The 19,408-nt window shown below is 37.4% G+C and carries 11 protein-coding genes, 19 tRNA genes and 3 rRNA genes; all 33 read left to right on the top strand.

Annotated features, from left to right (window positions below):
* Positions 1–24 precede the first annotated feature (24 nt).
* The 33 genes from GAN53_RS01550 (at position 25) to GAN53_RS01390 (ending at position 19,380) form a co-directional block, all read left to right on the top strand.
* Positions 25–1,017, top strand: a complete 993-nt coding sequence (locus tag GAN53_RS01550; RefSeq protein ID WP_151409262.1) for a Gfo/Idh/MocA family protein — start codon at positions 25–27, stop codon at positions 1,015–1,017.
* A gap of 94 nt (positions 1,018–1,111) precedes the next feature.
* Positions 1,112–2,110, top strand: a complete 999-nt coding sequence (locus tag GAN53_RS01545) for a PTS sugar transporter subunit IIB (protein ID WP_151409261.1) — start codon at positions 1,112–1,114, stop codon at positions 2,108–2,110.
* A 9-nt stretch (positions 2,111–2,119) separates the two neighbouring features.
* Positions 2,120–2,935: a PTS mannose/fructose/sorbose transporter subunit IIC gene (locus tag GAN53_RS01540; RefSeq protein WP_151409260.1), complete on the top strand. Its 816-nt coding sequence runs from the start codon at positions 2,120–2,122 to the stop codon at positions 2,933–2,935.
* A gap of 11 nt (positions 2,936–2,946) precedes the next feature.
* Positions 2,947–3,915, top strand: a complete 969-nt coding sequence (locus GAN53_RS01535) for a PTS system mannose/fructose/sorbose family transporter subunit IID (RefSeq protein ID WP_151409259.1) — start codon at positions 2,947–2,949, stop codon at positions 3,913–3,915.
* A gap of 3 nt (positions 3,916–3,918) precedes the next feature.
* Positions 3,919–4,287 carry a DUF956 family protein gene (locus GAN53_RS01530; RefSeq protein WP_151409258.1) on the top strand — a complete coding sequence of 123 codons (369 nt, stop codon included), beginning with the start codon at positions 3,919–3,921 and terminating at the stop codon, positions 4,285–4,287.
* 139 nt (positions 4,288–4,426) lie between these two features.
* The gene (fusA, locus tag GAN53_RS01525) at positions 4,427–6,484 is read left to right on the top strand and encodes an elongation factor G (RefSeq protein ID WP_151409257.1); all 2,058 of its coding nucleotides are present in this window, start codon (positions 4,427–4,429) and stop codon (positions 6,482–6,484) included.
* 19 nt (positions 6,485–6,503) lie between these two features.
* Positions 6,504–8,498: an alpha-amylase family glycosyl hydrolase gene (locus GAN53_RS01520; protein WP_151409256.1), complete on the top strand. Its 1,995-nt coding sequence runs from the start codon at positions 6,504–6,506 to the stop codon at positions 8,496–8,498.
* Positions 8,495–8,977, top strand: a complete 483-nt coding sequence (locus tag GAN53_RS01515) for an SGNH/GDSL hydrolase family protein (protein WP_151409255.1) — start codon at positions 8,495–8,497, stop codon at positions 8,975–8,977. The genes GAN53_RS01520 and GAN53_RS01515 overlap by 4 nt, the downstream gene beginning before the upstream one ends.
* A gap of 78 nt (positions 8,978–9,055) precedes the next feature.
* Positions 9,056–9,889 (top strand): mechanosensitive ion channel family protein, encoded by an 834-nt coding sequence (locus tag GAN53_RS01510; protein WP_151409254.1) that lies wholly within the window; start codon positions 9,056–9,058, stop codon positions 9,887–9,889.
* A gap of 3 nt (positions 9,890–9,892) precedes the next feature.
* The gene (locus GAN53_RS01505) at positions 9,893–10,120 is read left to right on the top strand and encodes a DUF951 domain-containing protein (protein WP_151409253.1); all 228 of its coding nucleotides are present in this window, start codon (positions 9,893–9,895) and stop codon (positions 10,118–10,120) included.
* Positions 10,121–10,475: 355 nt separating this feature from the next.
* Positions 10,476–12,002, top strand: a 16S ribosomal RNA gene (locus tag GAN53_RS01500).
* A 91-nt stretch (positions 12,003–12,093) separates the two neighbouring features.
* Positions 12,094–12,169 (top strand) — tRNA-Ala (locus GAN53_RS01495).
* An 81-nt stretch (positions 12,170–12,250) separates the two neighbouring features.
* Positions 12,251–15,331, top strand: a 23S ribosomal RNA gene (locus GAN53_RS01490).
* 145 nt (positions 15,332–15,476) lie between these two features.
* Positions 15,477–15,593, top strand: a 5S ribosomal RNA gene (rrf, locus tag GAN53_RS01485).
* The 16S, 23S and 5S rRNA genes sit together here with 19 tRNA genes alongside, the layout of an rRNA operon.
* 58 nt (positions 15,594–15,651) lie before the next feature.
* A tRNA-Asn gene (locus GAN53_RS01480) sits at positions 15,652–15,726 on the top strand.
* 19 nt (positions 15,727–15,745) lie between these two features.
* Positions 15,746–15,834: transfer RNA gene (locus GAN53_RS01475), tRNA-Leu, on the top strand.
* An 18-nt stretch (positions 15,835–15,852) separates the two neighbouring features.
* Positions 15,853–15,929 (top strand) — tRNA-Met (locus tag GAN53_RS01470).
* Positions 15,930–15,992: 63 nt separating this feature from the next.
* A tRNA-Glu gene (locus GAN53_RS01465) sits at positions 15,993–16,067 on the top strand.
* Between the two features lie 4 nt (positions 16,068–16,071).
* Positions 16,072–16,147 (top strand) — tRNA-Val (locus GAN53_RS01460).
* A gap of 54 nt (positions 16,148–16,201) precedes the next feature.
* Positions 16,202–16,278, top strand: a tRNA-Asp gene (locus tag GAN53_RS01455).
* Positions 16,279–16,304: 26 nt separating this feature from the next.
* Positions 16,305–16,380 (top strand) — tRNA-Thr (locus tag GAN53_RS01450).
* Positions 16,381–16,394: 14 nt separating this feature from the next.
* Positions 16,395–16,480 (top strand) — tRNA-Tyr (locus GAN53_RS01445).
* A 38-nt stretch (positions 16,481–16,518) separates the two neighbouring features.
* Positions 16,519–16,592 (top strand) — tRNA-Gly (locus tag GAN53_RS01440).
* Positions 16,593–16,600: 8 nt separating this feature from the next.
* Positions 16,601–16,677, top strand: a tRNA-Arg gene (locus GAN53_RS01435).
* Between the two features lie 67 nt (positions 16,678–16,744).
* Positions 16,745–16,820, top strand: a tRNA-Gln gene (locus GAN53_RS01430).
* Positions 16,821–16,823: 3 nt separating this feature from the next.
* Positions 16,824–16,899, top strand: a tRNA-Lys gene (locus tag GAN53_RS01425).
* A gap of 90 nt (positions 16,900–16,989) precedes the next feature.
* Positions 16,990–17,079, top strand: a tRNA-Ser gene (locus tag GAN53_RS01420).
* Between the two features lie 50 nt (positions 17,080–17,129).
* A tRNA-Ser gene (locus tag GAN53_RS01415) sits at positions 17,130–17,223 on the top strand.
* 7 nt (positions 17,224–17,230) lie between these two features.
* Positions 17,231–17,306, top strand: a tRNA-Phe gene (locus tag GAN53_RS01410).
* A 58-nt stretch (positions 17,307–17,364) separates the two neighbouring features.
* Positions 17,365–17,440: transfer RNA gene (locus GAN53_RS01405), tRNA-Trp, on the top strand.
* 16 nt (positions 17,441–17,456) lie between these two features.
* Positions 17,457–17,533, top strand: a tRNA-Ile gene (locus GAN53_RS01400).
* A gap of 39 nt (positions 17,534–17,572) precedes the next feature.
* A tRNA-Ile gene (locus tag GAN53_RS01395) sits at positions 17,573–17,649 on the top strand.
* An 816-nt stretch (positions 17,650–18,465) separates the two neighbouring features.
* Positions 18,466–19,380 (top strand): DMT family transporter, encoded by a 915-nt coding sequence (locus GAN53_RS01390; RefSeq protein WP_151409252.1) that lies wholly within the window; start codon positions 18,466–18,468, stop codon positions 19,378–19,380.
* Positions 19,381–19,408 lie beyond the last annotated feature (28 nt).

Here is a 19,408-nt window from a genome sequence, read left to right as displayed (position 1 = left end):
ATAAAAAATACAAAGGAGCAAGATATGAGATTAGGTATTTTAGGGGCAGGTAAAATTGTAAATGAAATCTTGCCTGTTATAAAAGAAATTGACGGTATAAAAGTCCGTGCAATTGCTGCAAGAAATGAAGAAAAACTAAAAAAATTAACCGAAGAATACCAAATAGAAAAATATTATTTATCTATTGACGATTTGATAAATGACGATGAGATTGAGGTTATTTACATAGGCTTGCCAAATAATTTGCACTATGATGCCATGAAAAAAGCCATAGAAAAGGGCAAAGATATAATTTGCGAAAAGCCTTTTACATCAAATTTCAAACAAACAGAAAAAATTATTAATTTGGCAAAAGAAAAAGAAGTTATAATTCTTGAGGCCATAAGCCACAGATTCATAGCAAATGCCATAAAAGCCAAAGAAATGATCAAAGATTTGGGGGATATAAAAATTGTTTCTCTCAACTATTCTCAATATTCATCAAGATATGACGATTTTAAAAAAGATATCATAGCTCCAGCTTTTTCTAAAGAATTTTCTGGTGGAGCTCTAATGGATATAAACTTATACAATATTTCCTTTGTTGTTGATATCTTCGGCCCAGCAAAAGATGTCAAATATTTTGCCAATGTAGAAAAAGGCATAGACACTTCAGGGATTCTTATACTAGATTATGGAAATTTTAAGGCCACTTTGATTGGATCTAAAGATTCTATTGCAAAAACATCCAATACTATTCAAGGAAATAAAAAGACCATGCAAATTCCTGGCTCAGTTAGCACTTTTGAAAAATTTGAGATTATAAACACAGATGGCAGCAAAGAAAGTTTTGATTTTAATTTAAAAAATAAACACAGATTATATTATGAATTTGTAAAATTTAAGGAAATAATAGACAAAAGAGATATAAAAGAAGCCAACCAATTGCTAGAACTAACTAGAAATTATATGGAAGTTTTAACCAAAGCAAGATATTTTGCTAAAATATATTATCTTGATGATAAAATATTAGAATAGTGTATTAAATGATGAAAAAATTTGTTATAATAAAAGCATAAAGAATTTCTATTTGGAATTATTTATAAGTATTTATTAAAAGAAGGGAGAAATTATGGTTGGAATAATACTAGCAAGTCATGGTCACTTTGCAGAAGGTATTAAAGAATCTGCTCAAATGATTTTTGGAGAGCAAGAAAATTTTGAGTCAGCTATTCTTTTACCATCAATGGGACCTGATGACTTAAAAAAAGAGTTAGAAGCTTGTATTAACAAGATGGATACCGATCAAATTTTATTTCTAGTTGATTTATGGGGCGGTACACCTTTTAATCAAACTTCAAACTTGCTAGAAGGTCACGAAGATAAGTGGGCTATAGTAGCTGGAATGAACCTACCTATGGTGATTGAAGCTTTATCAGAACGCTTTAGCAATGAATCTTCTCACGAAATAGCAAAAGCCATTATTGGATCTGCCAAAGAAGGAATAAAAATCAAACCTGAAGATTTAAACCCTAAGGAAGATGAGAAAATTAGCAATAATGAAATCTCTACAAGCCCACAAGCTGTTGGAGCAATTCCTGAGGGAACCGTAATAGGAAATGGCAAAATAGACATAGTTCTAGCAAGGGTTGATACACGTCTTTTACATGGTCAAGTAGCTACAACCTGGACAAAAACAACAAAACCAGATAGGATTATCGTTGTATCAGATGCAGTTAGCAAAGACGAACTTAGAAAGAGCATGGTAATGGAGGCAGAACCACCAGGAGTAAAGGCTCACGTAGTACCAGTTTGGAAGATGAAAGAAATCCTCGAAGACCCAAGATTTGGAAATACACGTGCTATGCTTTTGTTTGAAAAACCACAAGATGTTTTGCAATTATTAGATTTAGGTGGACAACTTGAAAAAGTAAATATCGGTTCTATGGCTTACTCAGAAGGAAAAGTAAATCTTACAAGCGCTGTTTCAGCAAATGAAGATGATGTAAAAACTTTAGAAGAATTGATAAGTCGTGGAATAAAATTTGACGTTAGAAAAGTTCCATCTGATAAATCAGAAAATATAGATAATATGCTTAGCAAAGCAAAAACACAATTGAAAATGAATTAGGGGGAATTTATGAATATTTTAAATATTATTTTGATATTTGTAGTAGCCTTTCTAGCAGGTTGTGAAGGAATACTAGATCAATTCCAATTTCACCAACCACTAGTTGCTTGCACTCTTATCGGTCTTGTAACAGGCCATCTTAAAGAAGGTGTAATGCTTGGTGGATCACTACAATTATTAGCTTTAGGTTGGGCAAACATAGGAGCTGCGGTTGCTCCAGATGCTGCTTTAGCATCAGTTGCCAGTGCTATTATAATGGCTTTAGCACTAAGTGGTGGAAGTACAAATGTAACAGAAGCAATCTCAACAGCTATAGCCTTAGCTATACCACTTTCTGTAGCAGGTTTATTCTTAACAATGCTTGCAAGAACTTTTGCTATTCCAATGGTACATGCAATGGATGTAGCTGCAGAAGATGCAGATTTTGCAAAAATAGAAAGAATACACTGGGCAGGAGTTGCTATGCAAGGACTTAGAATTGCAATACCAGCACTTATCCTTTGCTTTATTCCTGCAGAAGTTGTAACAAATACCCTAAAAGCTATGCCTGAATGGCTAAAAGGCGGAATGCAAGTAGGTGGTGGAATGGTTGCTGCTGTTGGTTATGCCATGGTATTAAATATGATGAGTACCAAAGAAACATGGCCATTCTTTGCTTTAGGTTTTGTAATTGCAGCAATACCACAAATTACTTTAATCGGTCTTGGAATTATAGGAGTTGCCTTTGCCTTAATTTATATGAAGCTTAAAGGTCTTGCTCTAAATTCTGGAAGTCAAAATGCCGCTTCAGGAGATCCTCTAGGGGATATTATAAATGACTATTAAGGAGGATTGGAATGACTGATAAATTAGAAAATAAAAAAATTGATGATACTGAACTTGTAAACAATGGAACAAAATTAGAATTATCAGAAAAAGTTAGAAAAAATATCTGCAATAGACATCAATTCTTGCAAGGTACATGGAACTTTGAAAGAATGCAAAACGGTGGTTGGGCATTTGCTATGATTCCAGCTATTAAGGCTTTATATCCTAACAAAGACGATCAAGTAAAAGCTTTAAAGCGTCACTTGGAATTTTACAACACCCACCCTTATGTATCAGCTCCAGTATTAGGCGTAACCCTTGCTATGGAAGAAGAAAGAGCAAACGGAGTTGAAATCGATGATGCTGCAATAAACGGCGTAAAAGTAGGAATGATGGGACCGCTTGCTGGTGTCGGAGATCCAGTTTTCTGGTTTACAATTAGACCTATTTTAGGAGCTTTGGGTGCATCTTTAGCTCTTTCCGGAAATATTTTAGGACCAATTATTTTCTTTGTATTTTGGAATTTAATTAGATATATCTTCCTTTGGAAAACACAAGAATTTGGCTATAAAGCAGGAAAAGAGATAACAAAAGACTTATCTGGTGGAGTTTTAGGAAAAGTTACCTTGATGGCCTCAATTTTAGGTATGTTTATTATCGGAGCCCTTGTTCAAAGATGGGTAAATGTAAACTTTAGCGTAGTAATTACAAGAGTTCTTCAACAAAAAGAAACATTTATCGATTGGGCAAATCTACCAGCTGGAGCCGATGGAGTAAAACATGCTATGGAAATGTACTCAACTTATGGTGCTAATGCCCTAAGCCCAGAGAAGGTTACAACCCTACAAGATAACTTAAATATTCTTGTACCAGGCTTAGTTCCATTGCTACTAACACTTGGAATTTCTAAGCTTCTTAAAAAAGATGTATCTCCAATTGTAATTATTTTAGCTTTATTTGCAATAGGAATAATCGCTAGATTACTTCACTTAATGTAATTTATGGCACAATCTCAAAATTCAAATATAGATTTGACAATTGAAGCTAAGCATTTACAAGGTCTTACAAGTTCTGGAAATATTATAATAGGCGATAGGGCTTTTGAGTATTATAATCAAAGAAATCCCAATGATTTTATACAAATTCCTTGGAAAGAGATAGATCTTGTAACAGCAGAAGTTATCTTTAAAAACAAAATCCCACGATTTGCAATACACACAAAAAAAAATGGAGATTTTATATTTTCAAGCAAAGATAACAAACTCACACTTAGAAGTATAAATAAGTATATAAGTGATGACAAACTTAGGAAATCTCTTGGCTTTTTAGATTTTATAAAAGCCAAAATAAAAAAGCAAAAGCTCTCTTAGGAGAGCTTTTTAAAATTTAAGGATGAAAACATTTTCTAAATACTAGTCAAATATATGTTTTTGCTATATAATTTATCTATAGAGATTTAGAAGGCATTTTTGAAGTTATTAATATAAATGTTTTCATAAAGGAGGAAAGATGAAAGTTTACAATACATCAAAGATTAGAAATTTAGCCTTGGTAGGCCATTCTGGTAGCGGAAAGACAACTCTTGCAGAAGCTTTGCTATACAGAACTGGCGCAATTGATAAAAAAGGTAGAGTTGAAGATGGAAATACAGTATCAGATTATGACAAACAAGAAAAAAAGAGACATATTTCAATTCAATCTTCTATAATACCAGTAGAGTACGAAGGTTATAAAATTAATTTTATAGATTCTCCAGGATTCTTCGATTTTGAAGGAGAAGTGCTTCAAGCTTTAAGAGCAAGCGAGGCGGCTTTATTTGTAATAGATGGAGAAAATGGCATAGAAGTTGCAACAGAAAAATATTGGAACTATACTCAAGAAATTAATTTGCCATCAATTATTTTTGTAAATAAATTAGATAAAGAAAACGCTAATTTTAACAAATTAGTTTCAGATTTGCATATAGAATTTGGCAACAAAATTATTCCTTTAACACTTATGCTTGGTGAAGGTGATAAGTTTGAAGGTGTTATAGATGTTTTGGACAAAAAAGCTTACACATATCAAAATGGCGAGAAAAAAGAAGTAGAAATCCCGGAAATTAGACTTGCAGAAGTCGAAACTGTTTATGATGAAATTGTTGAAGCTGTTGCTGAAACAGATGACACACTAATGGAAAAATTCTTTGAAGGAGAAAAATTCTCAGAAGAGGAATTTAGAAAAGGTCTTAGCGAAGCAATCTTAAACGGTAGCGTTGTTCCTTTAATTGCGGGATCTAGCGAAAAAGAAATAGGTCTAAGTCAATTATTAGAAGTAATTTGCAAATATATGCCATCAATTGATGATGAATCTGCAAATATTGGATTTAGAGTTAAGGAAGGATATGAAGCTTTCCAAACAAAAGAAGACGCACCATTTTCAGCTGTAGTATTTAAAACTATTGCAGATCCTTTTGTAGGAAAAATTTCTGTTTTCAAAGTTTTATCTGGAGCTGTTAATAAGGACGATAAAATTTTTGATGTTAGCAAAAACGAAGAAGTTAAGGCAAGTAACATATTTTTCCTAAGAGGAAAAGAACAAATCAAAACTGATAAGGTAATTGCTGGAGATATTGGAGCTTTCACAAAATTAGATGTTCTTTCAACAGGAGATAGCCTTGCAAGCAAGGATAAGCCAATAGAATATAAACCAATAAAATATCCAAAACCAGTTTTATTCTATGCAATAAAAGCAGTAAGCAAGAATGATGAGGATAAGATATCAGAAGCTTTACAAAAACTTATAGAAGAAGATCCGACATTTAAAGATGAAAGAAATATGGAAACAAGCCAACAAATTTTATCTGGACTTGGAAATGTTCAACTAGAAGTTATAATGGATAAATTACGCGACAATTATGGCGTAAATACAGAAGTTGTAGAATACAAAATTCCTTACAGAGAAACCATCAAAGGCAAATCAGATGTTCAAGGAAAGCATAAGAAACAATCTGGTGGAGCTGGACAATATGGAGATGTATTTATAAGATTTGCACCAACAGATGAAGAATTTATCTTTGATGAAGAAGTCTTCGGTGGCGCAGTTCCTAAAAACTACTTCCCAGCCGTAGAAAAAGGTCTTGAAGAATCCTTAGCAGAAGGACCACTAGCTGGATACAAGGTAACAGGAATACACGCAACCTTATACGATGGATCTTACCATCCAGTAGATAGTAATGAGCAAGCCTTTAAAACAGCTGCAAGAATTGCCTTCAAAAAAGGAATTGAAGCAGCAAATCCTATCTTACTAGAACCAGTTATGAAACTTGAAATAAGAGTTCCAGAAGCTTACATGGGCGATGTAATGGGAGATATGAACAAAAGACGTGGAAGAATCCTTGGAATGGATCCACAAGCTGACGGTAGTCAAATAATTGTAGCAGAAGCACCACTTGCAGAAGTTTTAAATTATGCAATTGACCTAAGAAGCCAAACATCAGCTAGAGGATCATTCTCAATGGAATTTGTAAGATACGACGAAGTTCCAAAAGAAATTACCGAAAAAGTTATAAAAGATAGAGCTGAATAATTACAAAAAGGAGCGAGCAATGGCAAAGTGGAAAATACTAGAGATTGACCCTTGGTTAAAAGATTATGAAAATGACATTAATCTTAGGATGGATGAATTTAATAAAGAAAAAAATAGAATTTTAAATAACGGGCAGACTCTCAAAGACTTTGCCAATGCTCATCAATATTATGGCTTTCATAAGGTGAAAAATGGCTGGATATACAGAGAGTGGGCGCCAAATGCCCAAAGTCTATACTTAATTGGAGATTTCAACAATTGGAATAGACATTCCCATCCCTTAAAAAAAATAAATGATGGTGATTGGGAAATTTTCATAAAAGGAATAAGAACACTTGCTCATAAATCCAGAATCAAAGTACTAGTTGAAGCAAATGGAAAAATAAAAGATAGGATTCCTTTGTATGCAAAAAGAGTTGAAAGAGATGAAAATCTTGACTTTGCAGCGATAATAGAAAATCCGAGAAAGAATTTTTCCTGGACCGATGAAAAATTCAAAATCAAAAAAGAAAATATCCTCATTTACGAAGCTCACATTGGAATGGCCTCTGAAGAAGGGAAAGTTGCAACTTATAAAGAATTTGAAAAGCAAATGCTACCTAGGATAAAAAAAGATGGTTATAACACAATCCAACTAATGGCAATAGCTGAGCATCCATATTATGGTTCATTTGGTTATCAAGTTAGCAATTTCTATGCACCAAGCTCTTGGTATGGTGAAAATAACGACTTAAAATCTTTAATCAACAAGGCTCACGAAATGGGCCTAAATGTAATAATGGATTTGGTTCATTCCCATTCAGTAAAAAATACAGCTGAAGGAATAAACGAATTTGATGGCACAGACTATCAATTTTTCCATAGCGGAGATGAGGGAAATCACCCGGATTGGGACAGCAAACTTTTTGATTATGGAAAGCCAGAAGTAATTCACTATCTTTTATCAAATATAAAATATTGGCTAGAAGAATATCATTTTGATGGTTTTAGGTTTGATGGTGTCACCTCAATGATTTATAAAAATCATGGACGTGGTGAAAATTTTGATAATTACAGCAAATATTTTTCCATGAATACAGATATTGAGGCCATTAATTATTTGCAGCTAGCCAATGAATTAATTAGAGAAATTAAGCCAAAGGCTATTACAATTGCAGAAGATATGTCCGCAATGCCAGGAATGTGCTTGCCAGTAAAATTTGGCGGAGTAGGTTTTGATTATAGACTTGCTATGGGTATGCCAGATTTTTGGGAAAAAACACTTAAAAAACGCGACGAAGATTGGGATTTGGGTAATATGTGGTATGAATTATCAACACATAGACCAGAAGAAAAACGCATTGCTTACGTAGAAAGCCACGATCAAGCTTTGGTAGGTTCAAAAACAACTATATTTCAATTAGCAGATAAAGAAATGTATTGGCATATGGACAAAAATAGCGAAAATATAATCATCGATAGAGCCATAGCTCTACACAAAATGATCAGATGGATAACAATATCAATGGGTTCTGATGGATATTTAAACTTCATGGGAAATGAAGCGGGTCATCCAGAATGGATAGATTTTCCGAGAGAAGGTAATGGCTATTCTTACGATTATGCTAAGAGAAAATGGTCCATCCTTGATGCTGCCTACCTAAAATATTCTTATTTGGGAGAATTTGATAAAGCTATGCTGAAATTTGCCCAAAAACATAAGCAATTAGGCTCAACGATATTTAGACTTTGGTTAGATAACGATAGAAAAGTTATTGCTTTTAGAAATAAGGAAATAATTTATATATTTAATTTCCATCCAACAAATTCTTACGAATCATTTGCCATACCAATTCACGATACAGGGAAATTTAGAACAGTTCTAGACACAGATGAAAGTAGATTTGGCGGACTTGATAGAATAAGTAAAGACTATATTTACACAGCAGAAAAACTAGAATGTACAGACTATGACGGAATCAAAATTTATATACCATCTAGAACTGCGATAGCCTTGGAAAAGTGTGACCAATGAAAATAGTGTGCTTGGGAGATTCTTTTACTGAAGGTTTTTTGGTAAAAAAAACCTATGTGGACTATTTGAAAGATCGGGGCTATGAAATAGTAAACTTAGGCGTAAATGGAGATACCACATCTTTAATCAAGCAAAGATTTAGAGGCGAAAAATCAGATGTTCTTATAATTTTTGCAGGAACTAATGATTTTTATCAAAATATTCCAGCAGAAGAAGCTTTTGAAAATATAAAAGAAATTTTAAATAAATCGAAGGCTAAGATAAACATTTTAGTAATCCCTCCCTTAATCGAAGAAGAAGACGCCTATCCAGTATACAAACTTATAAACAATTCCATAAATTATTATGGACAAATCTTAAAAACTTTAAACATGCCAGTTGTTGATGGGAGAGAAATCGAACCATTTTACATAGACGGCATTCACATGAGAGAAGAATTTCATCAAAAATTGGCAGAAAAAATAAGAGAACTTTTATAAAATAGCAGCTAAGGCTGCTTTTTTATTTGGCAAAATAGTATACAATGAAATAAGAATGAATTTAAAAAGGAGAAGTTTGTGGGCGAAATAAATATAGAACAAATATTAAAATCTGAAATACTTAAACATATAATTACAATTATTATAGTAATGATTTTGGGGAAAATTGTACTAAGATTATTAAATCGTTTAATAGATAAGATATTTTCTGGGAAAATGGATGCTGATGGTTATAGGAAAGTAAGAATAGAAACTCTTAGCAAAAGTTTTTACACCGTTATTAAATTTTTGGTTGGCTTTGTAATTGCAATAATAATCTTAGATATGCTTGGAATAAACACAAGATCTTTAATTGCAACAGCTGGGATTGGTGGTATAGCCATAGCATTTGGAACACAAACCCTAATAAAAGATTTGATAACTGGAATAATTATAATAGTAGATGACACCTTTAGAGTTGGAGATTGGGTAAAAGCTGGAGGAGTCGAAGGCACAGTAGAAACCTTAGGAATGCGCCATACTAAAATTAGAGATTATAAGGGATCGCTTTACACAATCCCAAACTCACAAATAACAGTAGTAGAAAATATGAACAGTGGTCCTATGAAATTTGAATGCGATATCCAGTTCTCTTATGAAGTCTCAATAGATAAAGCAAAAGAAATAATAAAAGAAGTATCTAAGAAATTAAAAGCAGAAGAAGACCTAAACAAATATATAATAGAAGATGTGGATTTATTTGGAATAGTAGAAATAAAAGAAAATTCCTATTGCATAAGAACAACAGCAACAGCAGTTCCAGGCTATCAATGGGCTCTTGCAAGAAGAGAAAAAAAATTAATAGTTGAAGAAATAATAAAAAATAATTTAAAAACCAGTGTAAACAAAATAGAAATAATTGAAAAGGAATAATAAATGAAAAAATACAAAGTGGGAGATATCATAAGCTTAAAAAAAGGCCACCCATGTGGAGAAAATAAATGGCAAATAGAAAGGCTAGGCGCAGACATAAAGATAAAATGTTTAGGCTGCCAGAAAAATATTTGGCTTAAAAGAATAGAATTTGACAAAAAAATAAGGAAGATACAGGATAAAAACGGGAAAATGGTCTCAATAGTAAACTATAATCCCGAAGAAGAATAAAAAAACCCCGAAGAAAAATAAAAAATTAAAAAACTATTGACAAGATTAAAAAAAGATGGTAGACTAAACTAGTCAACACATTAAAATTTTGTAAGCTAAGTAAAACTTTTGTAAAAAAATGCAAAAAAGATTTGACAAGCGAACAAAATAGTAGTAGACTATAAAAGTCGGTTCCCAAAGAACCGCAAAGAACCGGATATTAGAATATATCCAAAAACATAATATCAATGATTATAAAAAAATATAATCAACCTTAAATAAACAAATTTAAACCAAGTTGATTTCTAAAACAAAATCACGCATTGATTAAATCAGTGTAAATGAAAGAGCTTGAATCAAAAGCTCTCATATAAATTTTCATGAGAGTTTGATCCTGGCTCAGGATAAACGCTGGCGGCGTGCATAACACATGCAAGTCGAACGATGAAACTCATTTGAATTCTTCGGAATGAAAATAAGTGGATTAGTGGCGAACGGGTGAGTAACACGTGAGTAACCTGCCTTAGAGATGGGGATAGCCTTAGGAAACTGAGAATAATACCCAATAACATAAAGCGATCGCATGATAGCCTTATCAAAGAATCTCGCTCTAAGATGGACTTGCGTCTGATTAGCTAGTTGGTAAGATAAAAGCCTACCAAGGCAACGATCAGTAGCCGGCTTGAGAGAGTGTACGGCCACATTGGGACTGAGACACGGCCCAGACTCCTACGGGAGGCAGCAGTGGGGAATTTTGCACAATGGGGGAAACCCTGATGCAGCGACGCCGCGTGATTTAGAAGGCCTTCGGGTTGTAAAAATCTTTTGTATAGGAAGAAAATGACAGTACTATACGAATAAGGTCCGGCTAAATACGTGCCAGCAGCCGCGGTAATACGTATGGACCAAGCGTTGTCCGGAATCATTGGGCGTAAAGGGTACGTAGGCGGTTAAATAAGTTAGAAGTGAAATCCCATAGCTCAACTATAGTAAGCTTCTAAAACTGTATAACTTGAGAAATGAAAGGGAAAGTGGAATTCCTAGTGTAGCGGTGAAATGCGCAGATATTAGGAGGAATACCGGTGGCGAAGGCGACTTTCTGGTCATATTCTGACGCTGAGGTACGAAAGCGTGGGTAGCAAACAGGATTAGATACCCTGGTAGTCCACGCCGTAAACGATGAGTGTTAGGTGTCTGGAGTAAATCTGGGTGCCGCAGCTAACGCAATAAACACTCCGCCTGGGGAGTACGCACGCAAGTGTGAAACTCAAAGGAATTGACGGGGACCCGCACAAGCAGCGGAGCATGTGGTTTAATTCGAAGCAACGCGAAAAACCTTACCAAGTCTTGACATAATACGGAGGGTAATAGAGATATTATCTTATGGCTTCGGCCAACTGTATTACAGGTGGTGCATGGTTGTCGTCAGCTCGTGTCGTGAGATGTTGGGTTAAGTCCCATAACGAGCGCAACCCTTATGGCTAGTTACCATCATTAAGTTGGGGACTCTAGCAATACTGCCGGTGACAAACCGGAGGAAGGTGGGGATGACGTCAAATCATCATGCCCTATATGACTTGGGCTACACACGTGCTACAATGGCAGGAACAGAGAGCAGCGAAATTGCAAAATCAAGCGAACCTCAAAAAGCCTGTCCCAGTTCGGATTGATCTCTGCAACTCGAGATCATGAAGTTGGAGTTGCTAGTAATCGCGAATCAGCATGTCGCGGTGAATGCGTTCCCGGGTCTTGTACACACCGCCCGTCACACCATGGGAGTTGGCAATACCCGAAGCCTGTGAGCAAACCGTTAAGGATGCAGCAGTCGAAGGTAGGGTCAGTAACTGGGGTGAAGTCGTAACAAGGTAGCCGTATCGGAAGGTGCGGCTGGATCACCTCCTTTCTAAGGAAGAGCTAGCGGCAAGCCGCTAGCTTTCGAGAATGACAGGTTATTCTCAAAAATTAGAAAAGAAAAATAATCATTGATATTACATGGGGGTATAGCTCAGCTGGGAGAGCACCTGCCTTGCACGCAGGGGGTCAAGAGTTCGAATCTCTTTACCTCCACCAACTAGTTAAAAAGGAAACTAATTAACTAGAAAACCGAACCACTCAGAAATGAGAAAAAACTAAATAGCAAACAATATTTCCAGTCAAGAAACAAAGGGCTCAAGGTGGATGCCTTGGCACATGAAGGCGAAGAAGGACGTAAGTGAACGAAAACTAGGGAAAGCTCACAAAAAGCCATAACCCCTAGGTCTCCGAATGGGGAAACCCGTCTAATGAAGAATTAGACATCATAAGATAAACACATAGTCTTATGAAGCAAGACCCTGCGAACTGAAACATCTAAGTAGCAGGAGGAAAAGAAAGAAAACTCGATTTTCCAAGTAGCGGCGAGCGAAAAGAAAACAGCCCAACCCAATAAGAAATAAGTTTTTTAGTCAAATCATTTGGGAAAATGAACCAAAGAAAGTGAAAGTCTTGTAGACGAAAGAAAGCATATTTTTGGGAGCAAGTAGCAGTGAACACGAGGAATTTGCTGTGAAGATAGGGGGCCCATCCCCTAAGGCTAAATACTAACATGTGACCGATAGCGAACAAGTACCGTGAGGGAAAGGTGAAAAGAACCCCGCAAGGGGAGTGAAATAGAACCTGAAACCTTAAGCCTACAATCAGACAGAGATCAAAAGATTGATGTCGTACCTTTTGTAGAATGGGCCAGCGAGTTATCATATCAAGCAAGATTAAGCATTTAAGATGTGAAGTCAAAGCGAAAGCGAGTCTTAACAGGGCGAAAGTTTAATATGATAGACCCGAAACCGGGTGATCTAGCCATGGTCAGAGTGAAGGTGAAGTAAAATTCACTGGAGGCTCGAACCGGGTGCGGTTTAAAACGCATCGGATGAACTGTGGCTAGGGGCGAAAAACCAAACGAACCCGGAGATAGCTGGTTCTCCTCGAAATAGCTTTAGGGCTAGCCTATGATCAAAGATTTAAGGAGGTAGAGCACTGAATGGCCTAGGGCGGTTACCGTACCAAAGCCTATCAAACTCCGAATGCCAAAAAATCAAATCATGGAGTCAGACTTAGAGGGATAAGCTCCTAAGTCGAAAGGGAAACAGCCCAGACCGACAGCTAAGGTCCCAAAATCTGGATTAAGTGGAAAAGGATGTGAACCTACTAAGACAACCAGGACGTTGGCTTAGAAGCAGCCATACATTTAAAGAATGCGTAATAGCTCACTGGTCAAGTGGGTTTGCGCCGAAAATAAACGGGGCTAAAATCCAGTACCGAAGCTTCGGATTGATAGAGAATTTAAATCTATCTCATAAAAAGGAAACCATAAAAAAAGGCAAAAGAAAACTTAACTAGGAAATATAAAAAAACAATCAAGATAAACGAGTTATAAAAAAATACGCAAATATCAAACACAAAGATAAAGGTAAGTTGTAAACTCAATTATCACCGAAAAACAGACATACAAAAGTATGAACCTGGTAAAAGAATTCCAAAACCGAAAACATGGTTACTTATGAATAGATTTAAACTCTCTATCAGTGGTAGAGGAGCATTGTATAAGCGAAGAAGCCAAAGTGAAAACAAAAGTGGAGCCTATACAAGAGAGAATGCTGGCATGAGTAGCGAGAAGGAGAGTGAGAATCTCTCCCGTCGAAACCCTAAGGACTCCTGAGCAAGGCTCGTCCCCTCAGGGAAAGTCGGGACCTAAGGCAAGGCCGAAAGGCGTAGCCGATGGACAACAGGTTTAAAATCCTGTACCGCTTAAAGTCGTAAAAGAGATGTGATGACGCAAGAGGACACACTAGCTGCCTGATGGATGGCAGTCTAAACACAAAGGCTTTTCAGTAGGCAAATCCGCTGATCAGCAGCCAATGTGCGATAGGCATCGAAAACACAAGTAGAGAAATAGTTAAATTCAAATTGCCAAGAAAAGTCACTATCAAGACCAAAGCGCCCGTACCAAAACCGACACAGGTAGGGAGGTAGAGAATACCAAGACGCGCGGAAGAACCTTTGTTAAGGAACTCGGCAAAATATCCCCGTAAGTTCGCAAGAAGGGGAGCCAGAGCGATCTGGCCACAGAAACCAGGCCCAAGCGACTGTTTACCAAAAACACAAGTTTCTGCAAAATCGCAAGATGAAGTATAGGAGCTGACACCTGCCCGGTGCTGGAAGGTTAAGGGGAAGAGTTAGTCGTAAGACGAAGCTTAGAACTTAAGCCCCAGTAAACGGCGGCCGTAACTATAACGGTCCTAAGGTAGCGAAATTCCTTGTCGGGTAAGTTCCGACCCGCACGAAAGGTGTAACGATTTGGGCACTGTCTCAACAAAGGATCCGGTGAAATTGTAGTAGTCGTGAAGATGCGACTTACCCACGCTAGGACGGAAAGACCCCGTGGAGCTTTACTGTAGGCTGATATTGGATTTTGAGATTAGACGTACAGGATAGTTGGGAGACAATGAAACCTGCACGCCAGTGTAGGCGAAGTCACCCTTGGGATACCAACCCTCTAATATCAAAATTCTAACAATAACCCATGAAGCTGGGCATTGGACATTGTCAGTTGGGCAGTTTGACTGGGGCGGTCGCCTCCCAAAAAGTAACGGAGGCGTTCAAAGGTTCGCTCAGAATGGACGGAAACCATTCGCAGAGTACAAAGGCACAAGCGAGCTTAACTGCGAGATAAACAAATCAAGCAGAGTAGAAATACGGACTTAGTGATCCGGTGGTTCCGAATGGAAGGGCCATCGCTCAACGGATAAAAGCTACCCCGGGGATAACAGGCTTATCTCCCCCAAGAGTCCACATCGACGGGGAGGTTTGGCACCTCGATGTCGGCTCGTCTCATCCTGGGGCTGAAGTAGGTCCCAAGGGTTGGGCTGTTCGCCCATTAAAGAGGCACGCGAGCTGGGTTCAGAACGTCGTGAGACAGTTCGGTCCCTATCCAGCGTGGGCGTAAGAAATTTGCGAGGAGCTGTCCCTAGTACGAGAGGACCGGGATGGACATACCACTGGTGCACCAGTTGTTTCGCCAGAAGCATAGCTGGGTAGCTAAGTATGGAATTGATAAGTACTGAAAGCATCTAAGTACGAAGCAACCCTCAAGATAAGATTTCTCAAAGAAGGTAAAGAAAATACCTTAGATAGGTCCAAGGTGTAAGTACAGTAATGTATTAAGCTAAAGGATACTAACCATTAAAACTTGACTGGAAATATTGCTTGCTATCTAGAAGGTTCAAAAAACAAACCGAAACTAAAAGTTGACAGGTCGGAGCTTTGACAAATCAAAGATTTGAAACAGCTCGACATCTGACCTACCAGCAATTTACTTCGTAAATTGGGTTAGGGTCATGAATATAGTGGCGATAGCGCTGGGGATACACCTGTAACCATACCGAACACAGAAGTTAAGCCCAACAACGCCGATGGTACTCGGAGGGAAGCCTCCCGGTAGAGTAGGAAGCTGCTAAACATTTAAAAACTACTAGCCAATAGGCTAGTAGAAAATTAAATGAACACAAAAAAAATATGCTTAGGTAGCTCAATGGTGGAGCACCCGGCTGTTAACCGGTAGGTTGTGGGTTCGAGTCCCACCCTGAGCGCCAATTATTTAATGTTATACGTGCCGGGGTGGCGGAACTGGCAGACGCACAGGACTTAAAATCCTGCGATGGTCAAACATCGTACCGGTTCGATTCCGGTCCTCGGCACCAAATTTTCTGTTAAATTATCGCGGGATAGAGCAGTTTGGTAGCTCGTCGGGCTCATAACCCGGAGGTCGTTGGTTCAAATCCAGCTCCCGCAACCATTATTTAAAAAAAACTTGCAATATGATTTTAAATATGTTATAATTATTTTTGTCATTTGACACGGCCCTATGGTCAAGCGGTTAAGACACCACCCTTTCACGGTGGTATCCCGGGTTCAAATCCCGGTAGGGTCACCATTATGGAAGTATAGCTCAGTTGGGAGAGCATCTGCCTTACAAGCAGGGGGTCACAGGTTCGAGCCCTGTTACTTCCACCAATTAAACATTTAATGTCTATTTAATAAGCATTTTCTAGTTTAAAACAGTTTTATGGCTCGGTAGTTCAGCTGGTTAGAATGCCGCCCTGTCACGGCGGAGGTCGTGGGTTCGATCCCCATCCGAGTCGCCATTTGGATTGCAATAGTGATCCAATATGCTGATGTAGCTCAATTGGCAGAGCAATTGATTTGTAATCAATAGGTTGTAGGTTCAAGTCCTATCATCAGCTCCAATAATTTAATATTTGGGGATGTTCCAGAGTTGGCCAAATGGGACGGACTGTAAATCCGTTAGCTTTGCTTTCAGTGGTTCGAATCCGCTCATCCCCACCAAATAAAGTTATTTATTGCATGTTTTCTATTTTGAGTATGCGGGTGTAGCTCAGTGGTAGAGCCCCAGCCTTCCAAGCTGGTTGCGAGGGTTCGATTCCCTTCACCCGCTCCATAAAATATGCGCCTGTAGCTCAGCTGGATAGAGCAACGGACTTCTAATCCGTGTGCCGGGGGTTCGATTCCTCCCAGGCGCGCCAATAATAATTGTTAATAGGATTTGCAAGATGACCTATATCTTGTATAATATCTTTGTATGTTTTATATTGGGATATAGCCAAGTCGGTAAGGCACCAGACTTTGACTCTGGTATGCGTAGGTTCGAGTCCTGCTATCCCAGCCATATGATCCATTAGCTCAGTCGGTAGAGCACCTGACTTTTAATCAGGGTGTCCGGAGTTCGAATCTCCGATGGGTCACCATTTAAGATAAGCCTATTTCATATGAGATAGGCTCATCTATTATCAAAAAGCATTTATCTTTTTGCCATTTGAATACTTTTATAAATATTTGGAGAGGTACCGAAGCGGTCATAACGGGGCGGTCTTGAAAACCGTTAGAGTCATTGGCTCACAAGGGTTCGAATCCCTTCCTCTCCGCCAGATAGAACTTATTATTTTTAATGCTTAATAATAAATTGTTAATTGATTTTGGAGAAGTACTCAAGTGGCTGAAGAGGCTCCCCTGCTAAGGGAGTAGATCCTTTCAAAAGGGATGCGAGGGTTCAAATCCCTCCTTCTCCGCCATAATTTTGCCCAGATAGCTCAGTCGGTAGAGCAGAGGACTGAAAATCCTCGTGTCGGTGGTTCGATTCCGCCTCTGGGCACCAGTAAAAAAGATTGGGTTAATTATAATCCGTGGAGTTAGGTTATTATGTTGATAATCTTAGGGGAGTAGTTCAGCTGGCAGAACGTCGGTCTCCAAAACCGGATGTCGCGGGTTCAAATCCTGTCTCCCCTGCCAATTTTATATTTTTTATGGACCTGTAGCTCAGGTGGTTAGAGCGCACGCCTGATAAGCGTGAGGTCGGTAGTTCGAGTCTACTCAGGTCCACCATATTTTTTTAAAGTTTTTATAGCATCCATTTCAATTTGTGGGCCTCTAGCTCAGTCGGTTAGAGCGCCCGGCTCATAACCGGTAGGTCCAGGGTTCGAGTCCCTGGAGGCCCACCAGATTCGCACCATCTTTGATGGTGCTTTTCTTTTTATATAATGAACGGTACATATTTACGAACCGGTTATGAGCCTTTCGGCTCTTAACAGTTCTCTGGGTTCACTTCGTTCACCTCAGAGATTTCAGATGCAAGCATCTTAAACCGCACAGCGGACTAGGTCCAGGGTTCGGGTTTCTAAAGGCCCACCAGATTCGCACCATCTTTGATGGTGCTTTTTTATATAATGAACGGTACATATTTACGAACCGGTTATGAGCCTTTCGGCTCTTAACAGTTCTCTGGGTTCACTTCGTTCACCTCAGAGATTTCAGATGCAAGCATCTGAAACCGCACAGCGGACTAGGTCCAGGGTTCGAGTCCCTGGAGGTCACAATGAATTTTGCGGGAGTGTTGATATTTCAATATTTCTATTTTTGTCTGTGGGCAACGTGTGGGTAATTTTGAATTATAATTCTATTTTTAGTAATTCTTTATAGATGTAGTCGTCTAGGTCTTAGATCTATGAATTTATGGATTTCGAGAAGTTCATGTTTATATAAATTTTTAATATATTGTTCTTCTCAGAAATTTTAAATGCAATATTTCAAAGTTCTAAGGGTTCTTGCAGAGTTTAAGTTAATAAACTTCTGCCACATTTGTGCCATTTTTATTGGGATTTTTCTTTGTCCTATTTTTATTCAAATTTTCAATATTATGATTTCCTTATTTCAATAGTCTATTATCATATTTTTTCTAAAGATTTATTTTTTAGCATTACCTTTTATTTACATATTGTGTTATTATATTAAGGTAATTATTTTTTGTGGAGGATATTTTGAAAAATCATGATCAAAGATCTATAAGGCTTGGAATCTTAGCTGCTATTTCTTGTGAAGCTATTTTTGGTTTATCTTATATTTTTACTAAGCAAGCCACCCAATCTACTAGCGAGTTTTCTCTTTTAGCTTTTAGGTTTTTTGTTGCCTTTGTTGTTATGAGTATCTTAGTGGTTATTAAAGTTGTGAAAATAAATTTTAAGGGCAAGAGCATTTTACCACTTATAATTTTGGGAATTATTGATCCTTGTTGTTATTTTATTGGTGAAACTATCGGAATAGCTAATTCTACTGCTTCTGAAAGTGGTATTTTTCTAGCTTGTATTCCTGTTGCTTCTTTGACTGCCTCTACTATCTTTTTAAAGGAAAAACCAAGTAAAACTCAAATTTCTGGCATTCTTGTAACCTTAGTTGGTGTTATGATAACAGTTTTTGCAGTAAGCACTGATTCTAGTTTTTCATTAAAAGGTTATTTATTTTTGCTTATTGCAGTAGCTGCTTATTCTATGTATAGCGTTACTGTTTCTAAGCTTAGTGATTTTACAAGTGTTGAAATCACATATGCAATGATAACTTGCGGTTGCATTTTCTTTATTATACTTGCCCTAGCTGAGGCAATTCATAATGGAAATCTTTCTTCTACTTTAGCTTTGGCTGTAAGTGATAAAAATTTGATAAAAGCTATTTTGTTTCAAGGAATAGGCTGCTCAGTTTTTGCGTTTTTCTTATCAAATTTTGCGATAGCAAATATCGGTGTAAATAAGACTTCTTCTTTTATTGGGATATCTACCGTTGTTTCAGTTCTAGCAGGAGTATCCTTGTTAGGGGAAAAGCTTACAATTTCTCAACTTATAGGTGGAATAATTATTGTAGCTGGTGTTTACTTAGCAAATGCTAGCTTTAAAGAATCTTAAAAAAATCAATCTTAACAATAAATTGGGT

Source organism: Anaerococcus sp. Marseille-P9784 (genome assembly GCF_902500265.1).
Classification (GTDB): domain Bacteria; phylum Bacillota; class Clostridia; order Tissierellales; family Peptoniphilaceae; genus Anaerococcus.
The sequence above is the reverse complement of the archived record's forward strand: the minus strand, read 5'-3'. Positions and strand labels throughout refer to the sequence as shown.